At 72.9% G+C, this 22,580-nt stretch carries 19 protein-coding genes and 2 pseudogenes; 14 read left to right on the forward strand and 7 right to left on the reverse strand.

The genetic code is table 11. From position 1 onward, the window contains the following. Positions 1 to 138: 138 nt before the first annotated feature. The gene (locus CP969_RS04585) at positions 139 to 642 is read right to left on the reverse strand and encodes a hypothetical protein (RefSeq protein ID WP_016827702.1); all 504 of its coding nucleotides are present in this window, start codon (positions 640 to 642) and stop codon (positions 139 to 141) included. Positions 643 to 1,634: 992 nt separating this feature from the next. Between CP969_RS04585 and cpt the strand changes: the two genes are divergently transcribed. From cpt to CP969_RS04600, 3 genes are all read left to right on the forward strand, one after another. Beyond that, complete coding sequence (gene cpt, locus CP969_RS04590; RefSeq protein ID WP_004992285.1) at positions 1,635 to 2,183, forward strand: chloramphenicol phosphotransferase CPT; 549 nt, start codon at positions 1,635 to 1,637, stop codon at positions 2,181 to 2,183. A 75-nt stretch (positions 2,184 to 2,258) separates the two neighbouring features. Next, positions 2,259 to 3,470, forward strand: coding sequence for an MFS transporter (locus CP969_RS04595; protein ID WP_026085427.1), 1,212 nt, complete (start codon positions 2,259 to 2,261; stop codon positions 3,468 to 3,470). A gap of 480 nt (positions 3,471 to 3,950) precedes the next feature. Then, positions 3,951 to 4,511: a hemerythrin domain-containing protein gene (locus tag CP969_RS04600; RefSeq protein ID WP_004992280.1), complete on the forward strand. Its 561-nt coding sequence runs from the start codon at positions 3,951 to 3,953 to the stop codon at positions 4,509 to 4,511. An 11-nt stretch (positions 4,512 to 4,522) separates the two neighbouring features. On the opposite strand, the pseudogene CP969_RS04605 reads toward CP969_RS04600, so the two are convergent. The 3 genes and pseudogenes from CP969_RS04605 to CP969_RS04615 form a co-directional block, all read right to left on the reverse strand. Next, positions 4,523 to 4,891, reverse strand: a pseudogene (locus tag CP969_RS04605) (SAM-dependent methyltransferase); the annotation flags it as partial. A gap of 64 nt (positions 4,892 to 4,955) precedes the next feature. Next, positions 4,956 to 5,765 (reverse strand): SAM-dependent methyltransferase, encoded by an 810-nt coding sequence (locus CP969_RS04610; protein ID WP_016827697.1) that lies wholly within the window; start codon positions 5,763 to 5,765, stop codon positions 4,956 to 4,958. Between the two features lie 165 nt (positions 5,766 to 5,930). Then, on the reverse strand, positions 5,931 to 9,305 hold the full coding sequence (locus tag CP969_RS04615) for a pyruvate carboxylase (RefSeq protein WP_026085426.1): 3,375 nt from the start codon (positions 9,303 to 9,305) through the stop codon (positions 5,931 to 5,933). A 547-nt stretch (positions 9,306 to 9,852) separates the two neighbouring features. Here CP969_RS04615 and CP969_RS04620 point away from each other — a divergent pair. The 3 genes from CP969_RS04620 to CP969_RS04630 all read left to right on the forward strand — a co-directional run bounded on the left by CP969_RS04620 (position 9,853) and on the right by CP969_RS04630 (position 12,853). Next, the gene (locus CP969_RS04620) at positions 9,853 to 10,260 is read left to right on the forward strand and encodes a RidA family protein (protein ID WP_004992276.1); all 408 of its coding nucleotides are present in this window, start codon (positions 9,853 to 9,855) and stop codon (positions 10,258 to 10,260) included. A 274-nt stretch (positions 10,261 to 10,534) separates the two neighbouring features. After that, on the forward strand, positions 10,535 to 11,518 hold the full coding sequence (locus tag CP969_RS04625) for a sporulation protein (RefSeq protein ID WP_016827695.1): 984 nt from the start codon (positions 10,535 to 10,537) through the stop codon (positions 11,516 to 11,518). Positions 11,519 to 11,941: 423 nt separating this feature from the next. Next, positions 11,942 to 12,853 (forward strand): YceI family protein, encoded by a 912-nt coding sequence (locus CP969_RS04630; protein ID WP_078495539.1) that lies wholly within the window; start codon positions 11,942 to 11,944, stop codon positions 12,851 to 12,853. A gap of 46 nt (positions 12,854 to 12,899) precedes the next feature. Here the strand turns inward: CP969_RS04630 and CP969_RS04635 are convergent, their stop codons facing one another. Continuing rightward, the gene (locus CP969_RS04635) at positions 12,900 to 14,000 is read right to left on the reverse strand and encodes a winged helix DNA-binding domain-containing protein (RefSeq protein ID WP_016827693.1); all 1,101 of its coding nucleotides are present in this window, start codon (positions 13,998 to 14,000) and stop codon (positions 12,900 to 12,902) included. Between the two features lie 287 nt (positions 14,001 to 14,287). Between CP969_RS04635 and CP969_RS04640 the strand changes: the two are divergent. The 8 genes and pseudogenes from CP969_RS04640 to CP969_RS04675 form a co-directional block, all read left to right on the forward strand. Further along, positions 14,288 to 14,422 (forward strand): annotated as a pseudogene (locus CP969_RS04640) (helix-turn-helix domain-containing protein); the annotation flags it as partial. 413 nt (positions 14,423 to 14,835) lie between these two features. Beyond that, positions 14,836 to 16,041, forward strand: coding sequence for an ATP-binding protein (locus CP969_RS04645; protein WP_004992260.1), 1,206 nt, complete (start codon positions 14,836 to 14,838; stop codon positions 16,039 to 16,041). Then, positions 16,038 to 16,439 (forward strand): roadblock/LC7 domain-containing protein, encoded by a 402-nt coding sequence (locus tag CP969_RS04650; protein WP_004992255.1) that lies wholly within the window; start codon positions 16,038 to 16,040, stop codon positions 16,437 to 16,439. The genes CP969_RS04645 and CP969_RS04650 overlap by 4 nt, the downstream gene beginning before the upstream one ends. Further along, a complete protein-coding gene (locus tag CP969_RS04655) occupies positions 16,436 to 16,810 on the forward strand; it encodes a DUF742 domain-containing protein (RefSeq protein ID WP_004992252.1) in 375 nt (124 codons plus the stop codon). Before CP969_RS04650 ends, CP969_RS04655 begins: the two co-directional genes overlap by 4 nt. Continuing rightward, a complete protein-coding gene (locus CP969_RS04660; protein WP_026085425.1) occupies positions 16,785 to 17,387 on the forward strand; it encodes a GTP-binding protein in 603 nt (200 codons plus the stop codon). Before CP969_RS04655 ends, CP969_RS04660 begins: the two co-directional genes overlap by 26 nt. Positions 17,388 to 17,491: 104 nt before the next feature. Continuing rightward, positions 17,492 to 18,793 (forward strand): cytochrome P450 family protein, encoded by a 1,302-nt coding sequence (locus tag CP969_RS04665; protein WP_016827690.1) that lies wholly within the window; start codon positions 17,492 to 17,494, stop codon positions 18,791 to 18,793. A 101-nt stretch (positions 18,794 to 18,894) separates the two neighbouring features. After that, the gene (locus CP969_RS04670; RefSeq protein WP_016827689.1) at positions 18,895 to 20,160 is read left to right on the forward strand and encodes a cytochrome P450; all 1,266 of its coding nucleotides are present in this window, start codon (positions 18,895 to 18,897) and stop codon (positions 20,158 to 20,160) included. Further along, positions 20,157 to 20,954, forward strand: a complete 798-nt coding sequence (locus CP969_RS04675; RefSeq protein WP_004992247.1) for an enoyl-CoA hydratase/isomerase family protein — start codon at positions 20,157 to 20,159, stop codon at positions 20,952 to 20,954. The genes CP969_RS04670 and CP969_RS04675 overlap by 4 nt, the downstream gene beginning before the upstream one ends. A gap of 141 nt (positions 20,955 to 21,095) precedes the next feature. Here the strand turns inward: CP969_RS04675 and CP969_RS04680 are convergent, their stop codons facing one another. Together CP969_RS04680 and CP969_RS04685 are read right to left on the reverse strand one after the other, a co-directional pair. After that, positions 21,096 to 21,359 carry a DUF1990 family protein gene (locus CP969_RS04680; protein ID WP_016827688.1) on the reverse strand — a complete coding sequence of 88 codons (264 nt, stop codon included), beginning with the start codon at positions 21,357 to 21,359 and terminating at the stop codon, positions 21,096 to 21,098. After that, positions 21,356 to 22,564 carry a cysteine desulfurase-like protein gene (locus CP969_RS04685; protein ID WP_016827687.1) on the reverse strand — a complete coding sequence of 403 codons (1,209 nt, stop codon included), beginning with the start codon at positions 22,562 to 22,564 and terminating at the stop codon, positions 21,356 to 21,358. Before CP969_RS04685 ends, CP969_RS04680 begins: the two co-directional genes overlap by 4 nt. Positions 22,565 to 22,580: the final 16 nt, after the last annotated feature.

Here is a 22,580-nt window from a genome sequence, read left to right on the forward strand (position 1 = left end):
TCTGACAACGGGTCCGGTGCGGCGCCGGGCGGTGCGGGCCACGCGAGCGGAACGGTCCCGGTGTCGCTCGCCCCCTCCTGGCTCCGGGCGCGGCTCCGGGCGCGGCGCCGGGTGCGCGGGGAGGTGCCGGAGGGCCGATCAGCCGGTGCCCGACCCCCGCACGGCCTGCTCCCAGAGATCCAGTCCCGCGCGGAGGAATGCGCGCACGGCCGCGGTCTCCCCGTCCGTCCAGGCTCCCTCTCCGGCGGCCGGGTCGAGAGCGTCGCCCCCGAAGATCTTTTCGTAGGCGCTGTCGTGGATCGGCCCCTGGGAGGGAAGACCCGGACCGGCCTTCAGGCTGTGGGAGAGGTCTTCGAAGAAGTTCCACGCGTCCAGCAGCAGCCCTGCCGACACCGAGCCGGGCGCGGGGTGCTCGACCCACCGCCGTACGGCAACCAGGTCGAGAGCGGCTTCGTCCTCCCGGACGAGCTCCCGATCGTTGCGCTCGCAGTCCTCCTGCAGCGTCCCGAGGTCGTGGAACGCGAGGATCCCTCCGAGGTCGTCGACGACGAGTTCATCGGGGGCATCGCCCTCTCCGGGACGCCAGATCAGCGTCAGGTCCCCTCTCCGGGTCGCGATGCGGTACGGGTAGTGGTCGGCCATGCGGGGTCTCCCGTGGTCTCGTGGCGGCACTCGCCGGACGGGCCTCCTGCCCGCAGCGGAGAGCCGCGCACGCCTGCGGCACCTCTCGGTCCGTTCCTCCGGGTGCCGGTGCCGGGCGGTGTGATCACGCTGCGGTCGTGTCACACGGTGTGCCGCTCGGCTGCCACGGGGGCCACGGTCGTCGAACGTCGCGGTCGCACCCGTCACGTCCGCCTCGTGGACCGGGCCCCGGAACGTGTGCGCTCCGCCCGAATCACCCGTATTCCGCAGTGTGTTCCCGCCCATGATGCCCGAGGGGTCCGTATCCCGGCATTCGAGCCGAGCACCACCGCGGGTGAGCCGGTGGGGGGTGCAGCGCGAATGGCCGAGGACGAGGGGACCACAGGGTCTCGGGAACCCGCACGGCGCACAACATCGAGATCGCCGCTGAGAGCCTTCAGGAGGACCTCGCCCGCCTGGAGATCCAGAAGCAGGCGCTGGAGAGGGAGTCGGCCGCGGTCGTGGCCCACCTCGGCTCCGTCCAGCGGGCCCTCAGCTCCCTCGAGGCCCTGATGCCCGGCCCGGCCGGTGCGGACACGGTGGACACGACGGACACGACGGACAGACACGGCGTCCGCCGCGGGGCGGCGGCGGACGCCGGCTCCCGTGGCGCCGGGGGCGGACGTGTCCCCCTCCGCGCCCGCGGACGTCGTGCCGGAGGAAGCGTGAACGCCCCGCCCGGGCCCACGACTCCCCCGTTCCCCGCCGAGGACCCGGCGCCGCTCCTCTCCCCCGGCACCCGCACGGTCGCCGTACGGCACGCACCGGCACGCGTCGAGCAGCGCCACCACGCGGCCGGCACCGGTCCCCCACACGGCTCGGCCGGCTCGACGACGACGGCACGACCGCCGCACCGCGCATGGTCATGCCCTCGATGCCCCGGGCCCCGTGCCCGTCGAAATTCGCTTCGTGCCGCGGGGGAAGCGCCCTACTGTGGCACGGTGGCGACTCAGATGATCATCCTCAACGGTGGTTCCAGCTCGGGGAAGTCCGGGATCGTGCGGTGCCTGCAGGACGTGTTGCCGGATCCGTGGCTGGCGTTCGGGTGCGACTCGTTCGTCGACGCCCTGCCGGCGAGGATGCAGGCGTCGGAGGGAGGCATCACGTTCGCCGCGGACGGCGGGGTGAGCGTCGGGGCGGACTTCCGGGCGCTGGAGGCGGCCTGGACGGAGGGCATCGTGACGATGGCCCGCGCAGGCGCCAGGGTCATCGTCGATGACGTCTTCCTGGGGGGAGCGGCGTCCCAGCAGCGGTGGCGGAAGGCGCTGGACGGGCTGGCCGTGCTGTGGGTCGGCGTCAGGTGTGAGAGCGCGGTCGCCGCAGGCCGCGAGATCGCACGGGGAGACCGCGTCCGGGGGATGGCCGCGTCGCAGGCCGACGTGGTGCACCGGGGGGTGTTCTACGACTTGGAGGTGGACACGACCCGCACCGAGTCCCTGCCGTGCGCGCGGGCCATCGCCGCCCGCGTCGGCCGATCGCCGGACCGTCCGACGCGTTCCTGACCCCCGCGCGAGGAGCCGTCCGCCTCCCGCCGAAGCAAGTGTACGTTCGTACGCTCCCGATATAGGCTCGCGCGCATGACTGTCGACGCACTACGCCGGCCTGCCCCGGCCGAACGGCAGGCCCGCGTGGCCGTCGCCGTGCTCTTCTTCACCAACGGGGCGCTGTTCGCCAACCTCCTGCCGCGCTATCCGCAGATCAAGGCGGACCTCGGCATCGGCAACGCCGCCTACGGCCTGGCCGTCGCGGCGTTCCCGACGGGTGCCATCGTGGCCGGTCTGGCGGCCGGGGTGCTCATCCGCCGGTTCGGGTCGGCGCGCGTGGCGGTGGCCGGCACCCTGCTGACCGGCGTCGGGGTCCTCGCCGCCGGTCTGGCCGGCTCGGTGCCGGCGTTCGCGGCGGCGCTGTTCCTGGCCGGGGCCATGGACGCGATCACCGATGTCGCACAGAACGCCCACGGCCTGCGGGTGCAGCGCCGGTACGGACGCTCCATCATCAACTCCTTCCACGCCATCTGGTCCATCGGAGCGGTCTCCGGAGGCTCCATGGCCGCCGCCGCGATCGCGCTCGACCTGTCGCGGGGGCAGCACCTGCTGATCTCGGCGGTGCTGTTCACGATCGTCGCCTGCGTCGCCCTGCGGTTCTGCCTCCCCGGGCCCGACACCGAGCCGGCCGGGGAGGAAACGGACGCCGCGGACCGGGAGCCGCTGCGTCAGGAGCGCGTGACAGCGCCGCTGCGCACCGGGTACGTGCTGGCCGCGCTCGTCCTCATCGCCACGGCCGGCACGCTCGTCGAGGACGCGGGCAACTCCTGGGCCGCGCTCTACCTCTCCGATTCGCTCCACGCGTCGGTGACGCTCGCGGCCACCGGTTACATCGCCCTGGTCGGTGCCCAGTTCGTCGGCCGCCTCCTCGGCGACCGGCTCGTCGACCGGTTCGGCCAGCGCACCGTGGCCCGTGCCGGCGGGCTCGTCGTCGCGGCCGGCATGGGCCTGGCGCTGGCCGTGCCCACCGTGCCCGGGACGATCCTCGGTTTCGCCGCGGCCGGATTCGGCGTGGCGACCCTGGTCCCCGCGGCCATGCACGAGGCCGATGAACTGCCCGGCCTCAAACCCGGATCGGGCCTGACGATCGTCTCCTGGCTCATGCGCCTGGGCTTCCTGCTCTCCCCGCCCGTCGTCGGGCTCGTCGCCGACGCCACCAGCCTCCGGCTGGGCCTGCTGGTGGTCCCGTTCGTCGGTGTGCTCGTCGTCCTGCTCGCCGGAGTGCTGCGGCCCAGGCGGCGCTGAGGCTTCCGCCGGGCCGGGGCCGTATCCCCTGCGGCCTCGGGTGCGGCCACGGGCACCGTGCCCCGTCCGATCCGACCTTCCGGGGCGCCGCCCGCGCGGCACTCACGTCCTACCGGTCCGTCTTCGGCGGGAACGCGGTCGTGGTCACCTACGAGGACGCCGGTGCCGTACCTGGGTGGTGGACGTCGTCGGCGACCACGGCGCGTCCTGACCGCCGCGGGGCCGGGTGGCGGGCGACCGCCGCCCGGCCGGCGTTCCGGCGGCGGCGTCCGGGGCCGGCGCGCGGGCCCGACTCGAACGGGCCCTGCCGACGATGCACGCGGCGCGCGGCGCTGGTGTAGTGGTGCGCAGCGCCTCGAAGCAGCGACCGCCTGCCGCACGAGCGGATCGGGCGGGAGACGGCAGCGCGCCGGGCGCCCGGCATGCCCGGAGGATCCGTTGCAGCACAGCCGTCCAGGCCTGAAGGGAACGGGAGACGTGATGGGACACGGCGGAAACGTGATCGAGGAGCTGACCGCTGACCACCGCGAGGTCGACGCGCTCTTCGAGGAGATCCAGGCGCTCCCCACCGGCGACGACAGGCAGCGGGAGGTCGCCGACCGGCTCACCATCGCACTCGTGAGGCACTCCGTCGCCGAGGAGGCGCATCTGTACCCGGCGGTGCGCCGGTACGTCGACGACGGCGACGACATGGCCGACAAGGAGGTCGCCGACCACGCCGAGATCGAGCGGACGCTCAAGGAGCTGGAGGGCTGCGCTCCGGGCGACGACCGGTTCGGCGCCCTCGTCACGCGGCTGAAGCAGTCGGTCACCGCGCACGTGCGGGACGAGGAGGACCGGCTTTTCCCCCTCCTGGCCGAGTCGTGCCCCGCCGGGCTTCTGGACGGCCTCGGGGACGAGGTCCGCTCGGCCAAGAGGACCGCCCCGACTCGTGCCCACCCGGCCGCTCCCGACGCCCCTCCCGGGGACAGGACCCTGGCCCCCGGCGCGGGCATGGTCGACCGCGTGCGCGACCTGCTCACCGGCCGCGGCCGGGGCTGACGTCCCCGGCGTCAGGACGTCCCCCGTCCACGCGTCGCCGCCGGGGCGGGCGGGACGCGGTGGACGGAGACGTGGGAGCGCGACTCGGCGGTGGCCTCGGCCCCGTTCCCGTCCGCGTGCCCGGTTCCCAGTTCGAATCCGGCCGGTCGGGCCATGAGGTCGAGCTCGGCCGACCGGACGTAGTGGTGGGGGCCGCGGAACAGCCGGGCCCGCTCGGCCTCGTCGAACCGGAAGTGGTGCGACACGACGTGCTGGCGCAGGACGTCATGGGAGTCCGGGCCGATGCGGCCCGGCTCGGCATGCCAGACGGTGGCCGACCGGCCCGGTGGGAGCTTCCGCAGCCCGGGCACCCAGAGCTCGGCCACGAACCGGCCGCCGGGTCCCGAGGGGGCGGCGCCGTGCGCGGGCGGACGGCGAGCCCGGCCGCCCGCGCACGGCGGGGTGTCACGGCTTGCGGGCGAGGCCGCCGTGCTCGGCGACGGTTTCCGGGGCGGGGGAAGCGGCGTCCGGGCGCCAGAGGGGGACCGGGACCACGCCGGGTTCGACGAGGTCCAGGCCGTCGAAGAACGCCGTGATCTGCTCGACGGTGCGCAGGTGGTACGGGACGGCGCCGCTCTCGTTGTAGGCGTCCTGCGCCTGCTCGAAGACCGGGTCGATGCCCCGCGAGCCGTCGTTGACGACGAGATGGCTGCCGGACGGCAGGGCGTCCATCAGACGGGTGACGACGGAGCGCGCCCGGTCGTAGTCGGCGATGTGGCCCAGGATGTTGCTGAGGATGAGGGCGGTGGGGCGGGTCAAGTCCAGGGTGGCGGCGGCCGCCAGGATGCGGTCCGGGTCGAGCACGTCGGCGTCGACGTAGGCGGTCGCCCCTTCGGGGGTGGAGTAGAGCAGGGCGCGGGCGTGGGCGAGGACCATCGGGTCGTTGTCGACGTAGACGATCCGGGCCTCGGGGGCGAGGCGCTGGGCGACCTCGTGCGTGTTGTCGGCCGTGGGCAGGCCGGTCCCGATGTCCAGGAACTGCCGGATGCCCGCCTCATGGACCAGGTGGGTGATGGTGCGGCGCAGGAAGGCCCGGCTGCTGCGGGCGATGGTGACGATGCCGGGGAAGACGGCGGTGTAGGCGTCACCGGCTTCCTCGTCGACGGGGTAGTTGTCCTTCCCGCCCAGCCAGTAGTTCCAGATCCGGGCCGAGTGCGGCACCGACGTGTCGATCTGCTGCTGCGTGGGTCCGGGCGTCGGTGCGGGGTCGGTCATGGGTACCGTCCGTCGTCGGTCGAGGCATGAATGGGTCGACCACAACCTACGCCGTGACGGCCCGCCCTCGCAGGTCCGTTCGTGGTCCGGCGGGGCCCCGCCGGCGGGCGGCGCCGGCCGGAACGCGGGCCGGGCACGCACCGACGCGCGTGCCCGGCCGGAGGTTCAGGCGAGTTCCACCAGGAGGTCGCCGCCCTCCACCTGCTGGATGCGGTTGATGGCCAGCCTGGCGACCGTGCCGGACTTCGGGGCGGTGATCGCGGCCTCCATCTTCATCGCCTCGATGGTGGCCACCGTGGCCCCGGCCTCCACCTCGTCGCCCTCGGCGACCGCGAGGGTCACCACGCCGGCGAAGGGCGCCGCGACGTGCCCGGGGTCGGCCCGGTCGGCCTTCTCCGTGACGGGCACGTCGGAGGCCGCCGACCGGTCGCGGACCTGGATCGGCCGCAACTGGCCGTTCAGCGTGGCCATCACGGTGCGCATGCCGCGCTCGTCGGCGTCGCCCACGGCCTGGAGCTCGATGAGCAGGCGCACACCGGGGTCGAGGTCGACGCTGTACTCCTTGCCGGGGCGCAGTCCGTAGAAGAAGTCCTTGCTGTCCAGGACGCTGGTGTCGCCGAAGGTCTGCCGGTGGGTCTCGAACTCGCGCGCCGGTGCGGGGAACAGCAGCCGGTTGAGGGTCGCCCTGCGGTCCTTCGCCAGTCCGGCGCGGTCGTCGGCGGTCAGCTCCTGCACGGGCTTGGGCTCGGCGCGGCCCCGCAGGGCCTTGCTCCGGAACGGCTCGGGCCAGCCGCCGGGCGGAGTGCCCAGCTCGCCGCGGAGGAAGCCGACGACGGAGTCGGGGACGTCGAACCGGCCGGGCTCCGCCTCGAAGTCCGCCGGGGAGACGCCCGCGCCCACCAGGTGCAGGGCCAGGTCGCCGACCACCTTCGAGGAGGGGGTGACCTTCACCAGGCGGCCGAGCATCCGGTCGGCGGCGGCGTACATCGCCTCGATCTCCTCGAAGCGGTCGCCCAGGCCCAGCGCGATCGCCTGGGTGCGCAGGTTGGAGAGCTGCCCGCCGGGGATCTCGTGGTGGTAGACGCGGCCGGTCGGTGAGGCCAGGCCCGCCTCGAAGGGGGCGTAGACCTTGCGGACGCTCTCCCAGTAGGGCTCCAGGTCGCCGACGGCCGTCAGGTCCAGGCCGGTGGGCCGCTGCGAGTGGTCGGTCGCGGCGACGATCGCCGACAGGGACGGCTGCGAGGTGGTGCCCGCCATGGAGGCCACCGCCCCGTCGACCGCGTCCGCCCCGGCCTGGACGGCGGCGAGGTAGGTGGCGAGCTGGCCGCCGGCGGTGTCGTGGGTGTGCAGGTGGACCGGGAGGTCGAACTCCCGGCGCAGGGCCGACACCAGCGTCGCCGCCGCCGGTGCCCGCAGCAGGCCGGCCATGTCCTTGACGGCCAGGACGTGGGCGCCCGCCTCGACGATCCGCTCGGCCAGGCGCAGGTAGTAGTCCAGGGTGTAGAGCCGCTCGGACGGGTCGGACAGGTCGGCGGTGTAGCACAGGGCCACCTCGGCGACGGCCGTTCCCGTCTCGCGCACCGCATCGATGGCGGGGCGCATCTGGGAGACGTCGTTCAGCGCGTCGAAGATGCGGAAGACGTCGATGCCGGTGGCCGCCGCCTCCTGGACGAAGGCGTCGGTCACCTCCGTCGGGTACGGGGTGTAGCCCACGGTGTTGCGGCCGCGCAGCAGCATCTGCAGGCAGATGTTCGGCACGGCCTGCCGCAGGGCGGCCAAGCGCTCCCACGGGTCCTCGGCGAGGAAGCGCAGGGCGACGTCGTACGTGGCGCCGCCCCAGCACTCCAGGGAGAGGAGTCCGGGCAGGGTGCGGGCCACCACCGGGGCGACGGCGAGCAGGTCCTTGGTGCGCACCCGGGTGGCCAGCAGCGACTGGTGGGCGTCGCGGAACGTGGTGTCGGTGACGCCGAGGGTCGGGGAGTCGCGCAGCCAGCGGGCGAAGCCCTCGGGGCCGAGTTCGGCCAGGCGCTGCCGGGAGCCGGCCGGCGGTTCACCGGCCGGCAGCGGCGGCAGCTTGGTCAGCGGGTCGACCAGGTCGGGCCGCTCGCCGTGCGGCTTGTTCACCGTGACGTCGGCGAGGTAGGTCAGCAGCTTCGTCCCGCGGTCGGCGGAGTGGTGTGCGGTGAGCAGTTGCGGGCGCTGCTCGATGAACGAGGTGGTGACCCGCCCGGCCTCGAAGTCCGGGTCCTCCAGGACGGCTTGCAGGAACGGGATGTTCGTGGCCACGCCGCGGATGCGGAACTCCGCCACCGCGCGCCGGGCGCGGCCCACCGCGGTGGCGAAGTCCCTTCCCCGGCAGGTCAGTTTGACCAGCATGGAGTCGAAGTGCGCGCTGATCTCCGTACCGGCGTGGGTGGTGCCGCCGTCCAGGCGGATGCCGGAGCCGCCGGGCGAGCGGTAGGCGCTGATCCGGCCGGTGTCCGGGCGGAAGCCGTTGGCCGGGTCCTCGGTGGTGATGCGGCACTGCAGGGCGGCGCCGCGCAGCGTGATGCCCTCCTGGGAGAGCCCGAGGTCGGCGAGCGTCTCTCCGGCGGCGATGCGCAGCTGCGCCTGCACCAGGTCGACGTCGGTGACCTCCTCGGTGACCGTGTGCTCGACCTGGATGCGCGGGTTCATCTCGATGAAGACGTGGTTGCCGTCGCGGTCGAGGAGGAACTCCACGGTACCGGCGTTGCGGTAACCGATCCGGCGGGCGAAGTTCACCGCGTCGGTGCAGATCCGCTCGCGCAGTTCCGGGTCGAGGTTCGGTGCGGGGGCGAGTTCGATGACCTTCTGGTGGCGCCGCTGCACCGAGCAGTCCCGCTCGAAGAGGTGGATGACGTCGCCGTGTCCGTCGGCGAGGATCTGCACCTCGATGTGGCGGGGTTCGACGACGGCCTTCTCCAGGAAGACGGTGGCGTCGCCGAACGCGGACGCCGCCTCGCGGGACGCCGCCTCGACGGCCTCCCTGAGCTGGGCGGGGTCCTCGACGCGGCGCATGCCGCGCCCGCCGCCGCCCGCGACCGCCTTGACGAACACGGGGAAGCCGATGCCGTCGGCCGCGCGCAGGAGTTCGTCCACGTCGGTGGAGGGCTCCGAGGAGGCCAGGACCGGCACACCCGCCTCGCGGGCGGCGGCCACGGCGCGCGCCTTGTTCCCGGTCAGTTCCAGGATGTCCGCGCCGGGTCCGACGAACGTGATGCCGGCCTCCTCGCAGGCCCGGGCCAGCTCGGGATTCTCGGACAGGAAGCCGTAGCCCGGGTAGACGGCGTCGGCTCCCGCGCGGCGCGCGGCGCGGACGATCTCGTCGACGGAGAGGTAGGCCCGCACCGGATGGCCCGGCTCACCGATCTCGTAGGCCTCGTCGGCCTTCAGACGGTGCAGCGAGTTGCGGTCCTCGTGCGGAAAGACGGCAACGGTTCGGGCGCCCAGTTCGTAGCCCGCGCGGAACGCCCGAATCGCGATCTCACCGCGGTTGGCGACCAGCACCTTGCGGAACATTCGTGATCCCTTCAGCCTGCCGGTGACGAAGACCATCGTGTCGGTGGCGGGTCGGGTGCGCCATGTGAACCGGGCCACTCCCGCGGTCCGAAGCGGCCGGGGGCGGTCCGGTGACCGGGCGGGCGGGGCCCGACGGCCGGGCCCCGGGCGCGGGTGGGCCGGCCGTCCCGCCCGACCAGGGCGTTGCGCTCCGGCGCGCGCGGGTTCCCGGGAGAGCGTCTTGCGGCCGGCGTCGTCCACCTCCTCACGCGGCTCGCTGAAGCTCAGTGTGCGCTCCTCGAGCGCCTCCACGACGGGAAGCGCCCGTCTGCCGGTGGCGGCCGGGAAGGTCTCCCGCGCCGGTGGGCCCGCGCGCGTCGGGTCCGCGTCCGCGGGAAAGCCCTTGAACTGCTCGGTCACCCTCAGGTTCCCCTGTCACCGAAAAGTGCGTTCTTCCACGTCAGCCCTCGCTCTCCTACGGTTTCCGAGTAACCACAGGAGAGCACGCGAGGAGCGGGTCCGCACCGGGCAGGCCCTCGGGCTCCCACCACGAGGAGGCGAGGACGGCATGACCATCACCCTGGTGAATCCCAGTGGATTGCCGGAGATCGACGTGTATCACCAGGTGTCGATCGCGACCGGGTCGAGACTGGTCTTCATCGCCGGGCAGGTTTCCTGGGACGCCGACGGGGTCACGGTCGGCGCGGGGGACCTCGCCGCCCAGGTGGAGCAGTGCTATCTCAACGTCGGCGCCGCCCTGGCCGGGGCCGGCGGTTCCTTCGACGACGTGGCGAAGCTGACCGTCCACGTCGTCGACTGGACCCCGGACAAGATGCCCCTGCTCCTGGAGGGCATCGCCCGGGCGGCGGCGAAGCTGGGAGTGACCCCGGCCGCGCCGGCCACGCTGCTGGGCGTCGCGGCCCTGGACGTGCCCGAGCACCTGGTCGAGGTCGAAGCCACGGCGGTCATCGACTGACCGCGGGCCGCGGATCGGGATCCGCGAGGTGCGGGGCGGGCCGTCCGGGCGCAACGCGAGAACCGGTTTCGGCCTTTTCGGTGCTCCGGGCGGGAAGCGCGTCCTCCCCGGCCCCGAACGGCCCTATGCTTCTACGTGCTTGTAGAAGCACTGTTCACGGGCCGGTTCCCGCACGACGCGACCGGCCCGTGAGCCGTCGTGGTGCCGTGTCCCCGGGCGGGCCGCCGGCACCCGCCCCAAGGACAACACGCACGTTGAAGGAGTGGACGCCACGATGGTGTTCAAACGACTGCTCGCCTCGCTCGGCGTGGGCGGACCCACCGTCGACACGGTCCTCGACCCCGGTGCCGCCCGCCCGGGCGGCACCCTGTCGGGTCAGGTCCACCTCAAGGGCGGTGACGCCGACTTCGACATCGACCACATCACCCTGGAGCTGGTGGCCCGGGTCGAGGCCGAGCACGACGAAGGGGAGAGCGAGGGGGTCGTCGCTTTCGACCGGTTCACCGTCGGCGGGGGGTTCCGGCTCGCCGCGGGCGAGCAGCGGAGCGTGCCGTTCGGCGTGACGCTGCCGTGGGAGACGCCGATCACCGAGTTGTACGGGCAGCCGCTGGGCATCGTGCTCGGCGTGCGCACCGAGCTGGCGGTGGCCGGCGCGAAGGACAAGGGCGACCTCGACCAGTTGTCCGTCGCCCCGCTGCCCGCCCAGGAGGCGATCCTGGAGGCGCTCGGCGGGCTCGGTTTCGGCTTCCGGTCCGCCGACCTGGAGTACGGCCGGATCGGCGGCACCGGACAGCAGCTGCCCTTCTACCAGGAGATCGAGCTCACCCCGGCCCCGCAGTACGCCGACCGGGTCAACGAGCTCGAGGTCACCTTCCTCGCCGGCCCCGGCGGCCTGGAGGTCGTCCTGGAGGCCGACAAGCGGGGCGGCTTCTTCTCCGGGGGGCACGACGCGCTGACCCGTTTCACCGTGTCCCGCGCCGAGGAGGGGCACCAGGACTGGACCGCCCTGGTCGACGGCTGGGTCCGGCACCTGGTCGAGCACCGGGCGTCGTACGGGTCCCCCTCCGCGTACGGCCACGGCGGGTACGACGGGCACGCGCCTCACCACGACGGTCACCGCTCCGGCCCCGGCATGGGCACCGTCGTCGCCGCGGGCGCGGCCGGACTCGCGGTCGGTGTGGTCGGCGGCATGGTCGCGGCCGAAGTCGTCGACGAGGTCGGGGACTTCTTCGAGGGCGAGGAGGAAGAGGAGGGCTGACGTCCGCCGAGCGGGGCGCGGAGGGGCCGGCCCCTCCGCGCCCGGGAGGAGACGCCGGTTCCGCACGGGCCCACGGCCGCTCGCCGTGGGCCCGTGGTGACGGTGTCGGGGGTCCGGACGTGCAAGCCGTGCGGAAGTACGGTGAAACTTCGGTCGTTCTTTGCCGCAGCAGTTGTGCAAATCATCTGCACCTGATGTGACGCCGCCTTGAGAAGTCCTTCTGAGCTGTGGAAATCAACCCGTCGAGGGGAAGGCCGCATCCGGCCCGATACCGGTGAGCAAAAGCTTCACGCTAAAACCTTTATGATCGTTGACGAACTGCGCCCTTCGTGCCGGCTTCCTGTTTCCATGATCCTGGCGACCGCGAACGCATCCGAGGAGGCGGGCCCGCGAGGGTGACACGTGTCAAGAAAGGTGAACACCATGGTCCTCGGAATGCTCCGGCGCCTGCGGTCCCACGGCTCCGACGCCGCCCACGGCCTGACGGTCCCCCTGCCGCCCGGTGCGGGGGCGTTCGGCTGCGAGGTCGTCGACCCCCTGGGGCAGCCCATGGGCGGAGCCGAGGTCACGGTGACCGCGATGGACAGCCACCGGGTCGCGGCCCAGGGCACCACCGACCCGTACGGCCTCTACGTCGCGACGCTGCCGCCGGGCACCTACAGCGTGATGACCGCGGCCGAGGGCCTGTCACCCGCCCGCGAGACCATCGGCATCACCGCCGGTGTGGCCCTCCCCCCGGCCCGCATCGCGCTGGAGTCCGCCCGCCGGCTGGAGCTCCCGCCGGCCGGCACCTGGTTGTTCGATCCGCCGCACACCGCGATCCGCTTCATCGCCAAGCACGTGGGCATGGCCCATGTCCACGGCCGCTTCACCCGCTTCGAGGGCGGCATCCGCGTCGCGCCGGACATGGCCGACTCCCAGGTCTCGGTGCGCATCGACGCCTCCAGCATCGCCACGGGCAACAAGACCCGCGACAACCACCTGCGCTCCGCCGACTTCCTGGACGTCGAGCGCTACCCACACATCGACTTCACCAGTACGCGCTTCGTCTACCGCGGCGGCTCCAAGTGGACCCTGCACGGCACGCTCACCATGCACGGCACCAGCCGCTCCGTCGGCCTCGACACCACCTACCTCGGGACGGTGAACGGCGGTTACGGGCAGGAACTGCGCTGCGCGGCCCTGGCGAAGACGGAACTGCACCGCGAGGACTTCACGCTCAACTGGCGTTCGATGCTGGCCCGCGGCATCGCGGTCGTCGGCCCCACCGTCCAGCTGGAGCTGGACGTGCAGGCGATGTACCGCACCCACGACACGCCCACGCCCCCGGAGTAGGCGGGACGGGCGAACGGGCCCGGAAGGGGCCGCGCGGGCGTGCCGCTCAGCGGGGCGAGGCGGAGATCCGGACGCGACGGCTCGCGTCGTCGGAGAGGAACGACGCCAGCGCCCTCCCCTCCTCGGCGACGGCGGTGCGGTCGGCCCGGGAGAAGCGGCGCAGCGGGGCGACCGTCACGGTGCCGGCGTCCACGGTCCAGGTCGCGGCGACCCGGCCGTCGAGCAGGACGACGCGTTCACCGGCGACCGACAGGCCGCGGTGGGCGTCGTCGACGATCCGGCTGCGGTCGTGGTAGGCGAGGAGCGCGTTGTCGAACGCCGGCAGGAACCGCACCGGGGCGGGGGTGTCGGGGTCCGGGCGCGGCGCGTCGGGCAGGTCCAGCAGCTCCCGGCCGCGTTCGTCGCGGAAGGCGACCAGTTCCTCGCGGAGGGCGGTGATCGCGGCCGACAGCCCGGTCAGGCCGCACCAGGCGCGCAGGTCGGCCGGGGAGGCGGGGCCGAACGCGGCCAGATAGCGCCGCACCAGCGCCTGGCCGACCGGATCGGTGCCGTCCGGGGACGGCGGGTCGATCTCGCGTCCCAGCCAGGAGGAGAGCAGCACGGTGCGCACCCCGGCCCTCGCGCGCCACAGCCCTCGCGGCGGCAGCTGCACCACCGGGACGAGAGCGGCGAGCACCATCTCCCCCAGCGCCCGCCGGCCCGGCCCGGGCCGGTGTGCGGCGAGTTCCCGCGTGAGTTCGGCCGTCGTGCGCGGCACGCCGTCGGCCATCACCGCCCGGGCCGCCGCGGCGAGCCGGTCGAGGTCCACTCCGTCGAACTCGCGGCGGTAGGCGCCGAGGACCCGCCGGCGCAGCATGGTGTCGTGGCGGGCCCGCCAGGCCAGGACGTCGTCGGCGGTGACGAGGTGGACGGTGCGGCGCATGAGGTGGGTGCGCACCACGCGCCGCCCGGTCAGCAGGTCCGACAGCTCCGCCGGATCGAAGGCGCGCAGCCGCGACCAGAGTCCGGCGAACGGTTCCTGCGGCTCCTGCGCCTGCAGTCCGCACAGGTGCGCGACGGCGTCGGCCACGGGGAGGCCGGCGCGTTCGAGCAGCAACTGCCGGGCCAGTGCGGCCCGGTTGAGCGCGCGGTCGTCGAGAACGGTCATGGGGTCCCTCCCGGGGTGTGCTCGCCGGGCACCGGCCGGCCTGCTCGTGGGGCGGCCCGCGTGTCGTCATGGCCGGCGCGGATCGCGCGGTCGCCCGCGCGGCGCGCGGATCGGCCCGCCCGCCGCCGGGCGGAGCGGAACGCGGTGACGGCGGTCATGGTGAGCCGGTCCTTCCGGTCGAGCTCGTCGGGGCACGGGAGAACCGTCGCAGCCGAAGCGGTCAGGACGTGTCCTCGTCCCGGGGCGGGGTCCCCGTCACGCCGACGGCACCAGCGCGACGGCCGGCTCTGCTCTTCCTGCTCTCCCTGCTCCAGGCACGCCGCGACCGGCCCGGGGTGCTGCTCGCCGAGCGAGCGGACGTCAGTTCGCGCACCGTGCGCCGCGACGTCGAGCGTCTGCGCGAACCCGGTCACCCGGTGGCCGGCCCCGCCGAGGCGAGGTGGTCCTCGGTGCGCCCGCCGCGTCACCGGCGCACCGGTGAACACCGTGCCCGTGGCCCGTCCCCGCCCCCGTTCTCCACGGCCCGTTCACCGGATGAACCACCGGAAGCGGACATCTTCCGGCCCGGTTCCGCGGTGCCGTGTGTGGGTCTGGTGAGGGTCCTCAACCAGTCGCCCGGGCAGACGGGTTGCCTGTATGTGCCTGATAAGATCATCGGACGTTCAGCAGGCTGGCGGCGCGTCATGAACGCGTACGGGGGACAGTCTCTAAGGCCCCATCGCTAAGGAGTCAGGCTTGGTCCGCCTGTGGCCCGCGTCGTTCGACGGCACGGACCCCGACAGGGTTCGGTGGACCTCCGGCACTCCTGAAGCGATGCGACTTCCAAGAGAGTCTCATGACGTCATTGATCCGGGATCCACTGGTGTGGATCCTGCTTGTGGTGCTCATCGCTGCGGTGTTCGCGGTGATGCGGGCACGGAGAACCAACTTGGCGCTCCGAAGAACAAAGAACGACCTGGAGACCGGGCTGGGTCAGGCCCAGGGACAGGTCGCCCGGCTCCAGGAACACATCGCCTTACTGAACACGCAGCACAAGGACGACCTCGCCGGCGTCCGGGCCGACGCCGAGTCGTCGACCAAGGCCGTGCTGAAGTCGGCCATGGGAACGCTGCAGTCCCTTGCCGAGGAGCAGCAACTGCTCCTTGACGGACTGCTGAAGAAGTACGGCAACGACACCGAGGTACTGGCCGACCTGATGTCGGTGGACCACACCGGCAGCCAGTTCGGCCGCCGGGCCAAGGGCATTTCGGTGCTGTGCGGCGGGTGGCTGGGCCGGCGCGAGGGCGCGGCGAGCGTCTACGACGTGGCCCGCAGCGCGCAGGGACGGATCAAGGACTTCGACCGGGTCAGCATTCACGCGCAGGCCAGCGTCTCCGTCTCCAGCAAGGCCGTGGAGCCGCTGGCCGTCGTCCTGGCCGAGCTGCTCGACAACGCGACCACCTACAGCGCCCCGGGCACGCCGGTCGAGGTCAACATCCAGGCCGTCCCCACCGGCGTGTGCTTCATCGTCGACGACGCCGGGCTGGGCATGGACCAGGAGACCAAGGACCGGGCGGCGACCCTCCTCTCCGCCGACGGCCCCGTGGACATCACCGGGCTCGGTGACCCGCCCCACTTCGGCTTCGCCGTGTGCGGCATGCTCGCCGCCCGTTACGGCTTCGCCGTGTCGGTCGGCTCCGTGTCCCCCTACGGCGGAGTGCGTGCAGTGATCCGTGTACCGGAAAGTCTCCTGTCGGCCGACGGTCCGACGCCCGCCGAACCGGTCCGGGAGCCCGAGGCCCGGGAAGCCGCGCCCCAGCGGCTGACCCCCGTGCCGGTGGGCCCCTCGCACGTGGTGGGCACGACGTCCGGCGGGCTGCCCAAGCGCCGCCGGCGCCAGGGACCCATCGCGGTGGTGCCTTCGCCCCAGGCCGCACCCGAGACCGACGAGCAGACGTCCGAGCCGGACAGCGAGGTGACCGCGTCCCGCCTGGGTGCGTTCGCGCGCGGCACCCAGCTCGGACGGACCACGAACACCACGGAAGGACCTGACCACCAGTGAACACCGACCTGTCGTGGGTGCTGAACGACGTGCTCGAGGTGCGTGGTGCCCGCCACGCGGTCCTCGTCTCGGGTGACGGCCTGCTGCTGCAACGTTCGGACGACATCTCGCGCGACGACGCGGAGACGAACGCCGCCGCGATGAGCTCCATGCAGTCCCTCAGCCGGGCGGTGGCCGGGTTCGTCGGTGCGGGGCACGGCATCTGGAAGCAGACGCTGCTGGAGTACGACGGCGGCTGGATCTTCCTCATCGCCGCCGGCCAGGGCGCCTATCTGGCCGTGTCCGCCGCCCTGGACGTCGACATGGAGGCCATGTCGTTCCGCATGCAGAAGACCGTGGCGGCGCTGAGCAAGGCGATGAGCGTGGCACCACGCTCGAACAGCGGTGTCGACGTATGACGACGCCCGGCGAGGAAGCATCCGTCACCAGTGACTTCGTCCGCTCCTACGTCATCACCGGCGGCCGGAGCCTGCCGTCCTCGGACGATCTGGCGCTGCACACCCTGGTCACCCTGGCTCCCGAGCGGACCCTTCCGCTGGGGGCCGGGCCCGAGGTCAAGGCGATCTGGGACCTGTGCGCGGGTGGTTACCTGTCGGTCGCCGAGGTGGCCGGCCATCTCGGCCTGCCGGTCGGAGTGGCCCGGCTGCTGCTGACCGATTTATTCGAACAGGGGCATCTGTTGCGCCGTGCCGAACCGCCCCGGGCCCAGAACGTTGACAGAGCGACCCTCGAGAAGGTTCTGAATGGACTCCAATCCCTCATCGGCTGAGACGGCCCAGAGGTCCATCTACGTCTCCAGCGCGGTGACCAATGCCGCCAAGATCCTGGTCGTCGGGCATTTCGCCGTGGGCAAGACGACCTTCATCGGTTCGCTGTCGGAAATCACTCCTCTGCGCACCGAGGAGAAGATGACCCAGGCGTCCGTCCAGGTGGACGACCTGCGGGGCGTGACGGACAAGACGACCACCACGGTCGCGCTGGACTTCGGCCGTCTCACCCTGAGCAACGACCTGGTGCTGTACCTGTTCGGGACGCCGGGGCAGCAGCGCTTCATGCAGTTGTGGGAGGACATGGCCCGCGGCGCGCTGGGGGCGCTGCTGCTGGTCGATCCGGCACGGCTGGAGGAGACGTTCCCCGTCATCGACCTCATCGAGCGCTACGGCCTCGAGTACGCGATCGCCGTCAACTGCTTCGACTCGACGACCGCCTACGGCGAGGAGGAGGTGCGTGAAGCGCTCGACCTGCTCCCGGACACCCCCGTCGTCTACTGCGACGCACGCGACCAGCGGTCCTCCGCCGAGGCGCTGATCGCGCTGGTCCGGCACCTGCTCGACCGCGCGGCCTGATCCGCCCCGCGCCCACCCGGCCCGGGAACGGTGGTTCCCGGTTCACTAAGGAAAACGTCATGGATCTTCAGCAGACATCCCCGCCCACCGCGGGCAGATGCCCCATGCACGACAGTTCGTTCGCCGACGATCCGCAGCAGGTCTACGACCGGCTGCGCGCCCACGCCCCGGCCGGCCCGGTCGAACTCGCCCCGGGCGTGGAAGCCACCCTGGTCGTCGGGTACGAGACGGCGCTGAGGGTGCTGCAGAACACCGAGCTCTTCGCACGCGACGCCCGCCGCTGGAAGGCACTGAACGAGGGCAGCATCAGCATGGACAGCCCGGTCCTGCCGATGATGGCCTACCGGCCCAACTGCCTGTTCACCGACGGCGCGGTGCACCTGCGGCTGCGCAAGGCGGTCACCGACAGCCTGGCCCGGCTCAACATGACCCGGATCCGGCGGGACGTGGAGCCGATCGCCGACTACCTCCTCGACCGGTTCAGCGAGCGGGGCCGCGCCGACCTGCTCAACGACTACGCCAAACTGCTGCCGCTGCTGCTGTTCAACAAGCTCTTCGGCTGCCCCGCGGACATCGGCGACACCCTCACCGCCTCCATGTCGGCGATCTTCGACGGCAAGGACGCCCTGCGCGCCAACGAGGACCTCACCGCCTGCCTCATGGAGCTGATCGCCCTCAAGCGGCGCCGGCCCGGTGACGACGTCACCTCCTGGCTGATCCAGCATCCCGCCGGGCTGACCGACGAGGAACTCAAGGACCAACTGGTGATGCTGATGGGCGCCGGCGTCGAACCCGAGCGCAACCTCATCGGCAACGCGCTGGTCCTGCTGCTGTCCGGCGCGGGCGGCCGGCAGAGCGGCATGCTGATCGAGGAGGCGCTCGACCACGTGCTGTGGAACCAGACCCCCATCGCCAACTACGCCACCCACTACCCGGTCCAGGACGTCGACCTCGGCGGCCACGTGGTGGAGGCGGGCACCCCGGTCGTCATCTCCTTCGCGGGGGCGAACAGCGACCCCGCACTCGCCGAGGCCCGCCGCGCGCACCGCAAGGGGGCCCATCTGGCGTGGGGGGCCGGGCCGCACGCCTGCCCCGCCAAGGACCCGGCGCAGGTCATCGCGACCACCGCGATCGAGCGGCTCCTCAACGCACTGCCCGACCTGATGCTCGCCGTGCCCGAGAAGGACCTGCAGTGGCGGCCCGGGCCGTTCCACCGCGCCCTCGTCGCGCTGCCCGTGACCTTCAGCCCCACGCCGGCCACCCGCATGGCGGCCGCGCTCCGCAACCGGCCCCCGGCGCCGGGGGCGGAGCAGCCCTTCCCGGCGGCCCCGTCCGCACCGGTCCGGCAGGACCCGGCACGCAGGAAGGGATTCTGGAGCAGTTTCCTGGACATCTTCCGTGTCTGATGCACTGCATGTGACAGGAGCAACACACAGAGGCGCATGACACCGGAGGGTGGAAGGGTAGATTCCGGCGGTACCGGTAGAACCAGCAAAGGAGCCCCTGCGTGACCGCCGTTGGCGACATACGCGGCACCACCACCGACCGCCGAGCCGTCATCTCCCTCCTCCGCCGTCTGCGTTCCGGTGAGGGGCAGGCCAACCCCCTTCCCATCTGGGAGGAGTTGCGTTCCCTGGGAGACGTCGTACGCGCCCCCTGGGGCGGCTACTTCGTCACCGGGTTCGATGCGTGCAGCCAGGTCCTGCGGGGCAGGACCTGGCTCGTGCCGGACTTCGCGTGGCAGGAGCGCCAGCCCGACATGGAGCGCTGGCAGGCCCCCGCCACCCAGGAGATGACACGAACCCTGCCCCGTCTCAACGCCCCCACCCACACCTGCCAGCGACGGGCCCTGGGCAACCCCTTCGACCGCGCCACCCTCCAGGCCATGCGGCCCCGGGTCGCCGCCCTGGCCTCCGGGCTCCTGGACGACCTCGAGGACCGGCTGCGCGCCGACGGGGAGGCCGACTTCGTCCACACCGTCGCCGAGCAGCTCCCCATGCACACCGTCGGCGACTGGCTCGGCATCGCTCCGGAGCACTTCGCGCACATCCTGGACTTCACCCACCGTCAGGTCTACGCACAGGAACTGCTGCCCACCAAGAGCGAACTCGCCGTGTCGGCCCAGGCCACACTGGAGATGCGGGCCTTCTTCACCGAGCTGATCGGGCAGCGGCGGGCACGCCCCGGCAACGATGTCCTCACCGGCTGGATCCACCACTGGGACGCCCGGTACCCCGACGACCGGGCGACCGCGGACCAGGTGATCTACGACCTGACGATGTTCATCACCATCGCCTCGCTGGAGACCACCGCGGTCCTGCTCGCCAACGCCGTGTGGTTCCTCACCCAGGAGCCCTCCCGCGCGGCCTGGCTGCGCCGGCACCCCGAGCACATCGACGACGCGATCGAGGAGACGCTGCGCTACGACCCGCCCGTGCACGTCAACTCCCGCATCGCCGCCGACGACACCGTCCTGGCGGGCGTGCCCATCGCGAAGGACACCACCGTCCACGTCCTGTACGGCTCGGCCGCCCACGACCCCCGCCGCAACGAGCAGCCCCACGTCTTCGACATCCGGCGCAACGGGAGCCATCTCACCTTCGGCGGGGGCGCCCACTACTGCCTGGGGGCGGCCCTCGCCCGGCTGGAGGCCCGTGAGCTGCTCGGCCAGGTGCTGGAACGATTCCCCACCCTGCGGCCCGTCGCACCCCCCGAGTACGACACCTCCCGTGTCGTCTTCCGCCGTATCGCCTCCCTGAAAGTCACGACATGAGCCCGCTCCTCGCCGAACTCCCCGTGGACCGAATACTCAAGACCCTGCGCACCCGCCGGCAGGGTCCCCTCCTCACCATCGAACTGAACGCCCCCGAACAGGGCAACGCCGTCAACGACGCCATGCTGGACGACCTCCTCACCGTCCTCGACGGGCAGGACCCCGCGGTACGGGTCGTCGTGCTGGCCGCCGCCGGCCGCGACTTCTGCCTCGGCGGTGACCGCGTCGAATTCTCCGAGCACCTCGCCCACGACCCCACCGGCAGCGGCATCCGGGCCTCCGGAGTCCGGGCCCAGCGCGTGTGCGACGCCCTCACCTCCAACCCCGCCGTCACCATCGCCCGCGTCCAGGGAAGGGCCATCGGCGCCGGCTTCGCCCTCGCCCTCGCCTGCGACCTGCGGGTGGGCGCCGACACCGCCACCTTCCGACTGCCCGAGCTCGCGCTCGGCCTGCCCACGGCCTGGGGCGGGCTCCTCCCCCGCCTCGTCAACGAGGTCGGTGCCGCCCGCGTACGCGAAATCGTCCTCACCGGGCGCCCCGTCCGCGCCCACGAGGCCCGCCACCTGTCGATCCTGCAGAACATCGTGGCCGAGGACGCTCTCGACGCCGCCGTCATGACCTGGGCCGAACCCCTCCTGCGCCGGTCGGCGGCGGCCCTGCGCGTCACCAAGACGCTGCTGCACTCCCTCACCGCGTCCACCCGCCTCGCCGACGTCTCGGCACTGGATCCCGAGCTGATGGCGGCGGTCGTCGCCGAGGTGCATCACACCGGCCGGTCCCGCCCGCCCGGCTGACCCGCGCCCGATGCGGCTCGGCCCGCGCCGGCGGACCGAGCCGCATCGGGACCCGGGGGTGCCCGGCCGGGACCGAGGCGGTGCCGGCGCCGCGGGGCCGGCGGCGCCGGCGGCGCCGGCGTGCGGCCGTGCCGTCCGGCCTCAGGCCGGCGCGCGCAGGTACCGCCTGCGGACGCAGCGCTGGGCCAGGAGGAGGAGGGGGAGGAGGAACCGCCACGGGGCCGCCGGAGCCGCCCGGGTCAGGGACCGCAGGGTCAGGTGGACCCGGCCGTCGTCGTCCCGGTGCACGACGAAGGCCTCCTCCCCGCTGACGGGGTGCCCGCGGCGGGTGCCGTAGGTCAGGCCGTCGAAGGGGCGGCCGGACGCCACGGGCGCCGCGTCCCCACCGCCTCCGTCGCCGCTCACTTCCGCCCCAGGAAGGCCGCCAGCCCTTCCAGGAGCCGTTCGACGTCCTCCGGGGCCGTGTAGGGGGCGAGGCCGACGCGCAGGCCGCCGGTGTCTCCCAGGCCGAGACGGCGGGAGGCCTCCAGCGCGTAGAAGCTGCCGGAGGGCGCGTGGACGCCGCGCCCCGCCAGGAACCGGTGGGCGTCCATGGTGTCGTGGCCCTCGAAGGTGAGCAGGAGGGTCGGGGTGCGCCGGGCCGCGCGGGAGTGGACGGTGACCTCCTCCAGGGCCGCCAGCCCCTTCTCGAGCCGGTCCCGGAGCATGTCCTCGTGCTCCCCGATCGCCTCGAACGCCGTGTCGAGGCGCTCACGGCGGCTGCCGTCCCGCCGCACCGCCAGACCGGCCAGGAAGTCGACGGCGGCGCGGGTGCCCGCCAGGAACTCGTAGGGCAGCGTGCCGAGTTCGAAGCGCTCGGGAACCTCGTCCGTGGAGGGCAGCAGCTTGTCCGGACGCAGGGTCTCCAGGAGTTCGGGGCGGGCGGCCAGGACCCCGTGGTGCGGTCCGAGGAACTTGTACGGGGAGCAGACGAAGAAGTCCGCGCCGAGCGCCCCGACGTCGACGCGGGCGTGCGCGGTGTGGTGGACGCCGTCGACGTAGAACAGCGCGCCGGCCTCGTGCACGACCCGCGCGATCTCGGCGACCGGGGGGATCGTGCCGATCAGGTTCGAGGCCGCGGTGACCGCCACCAGCCGGGTGCGCTCGCAGAGCACGGCCCGGATGTCGTCGACGGTCAGCTCTCCGGTGACCGGGTCGAAGTCCGCCCACCGGACGGTGGCGCCGGACCGCTCGGCCGCCTGCACCCAGGGCCGGATGTTGGCGTCGTGGTCCAGCCGCGTGACGACCACCTCGTCGCCGGGCGACCAGTCACGGGCCAGGGTGCGGGAGAAGTCGTAGGTGAGCTGGGTGGCGCTGCGCCCGAAGACGATGCCGGCCGGGTCGGCGCCCAGGAGGTCCGCCACGGCCCGGCGGGCTCCGGCGACGATGTCCTCCGCGTTGCGTTCGCCGGGCAGGAGCCCGCCGCGTATCGAGAGGGGGTGGGACAGCGCGGCGCTGATCGCCTCGATGACGGGCAGCGGCGTCTGGGTGCCGCCGGGGCCGTCGAAGTGCGCGGTGCCGGCGGCCAGCGCGGGAACCTGGGCGCGCAGGGCGGTGAGGTCGTACGTCACGGGAACTTCCTGTCGG

This window comes from Streptomyces viridosporus T7A, from assembly GCF_008704515.1.
Taxonomy (GTDB): Bacteria; Actinomycetota; Actinomycetes; order Streptomycetales; family Streptomycetaceae; genus Streptomyces; species Streptomyces viridosporus.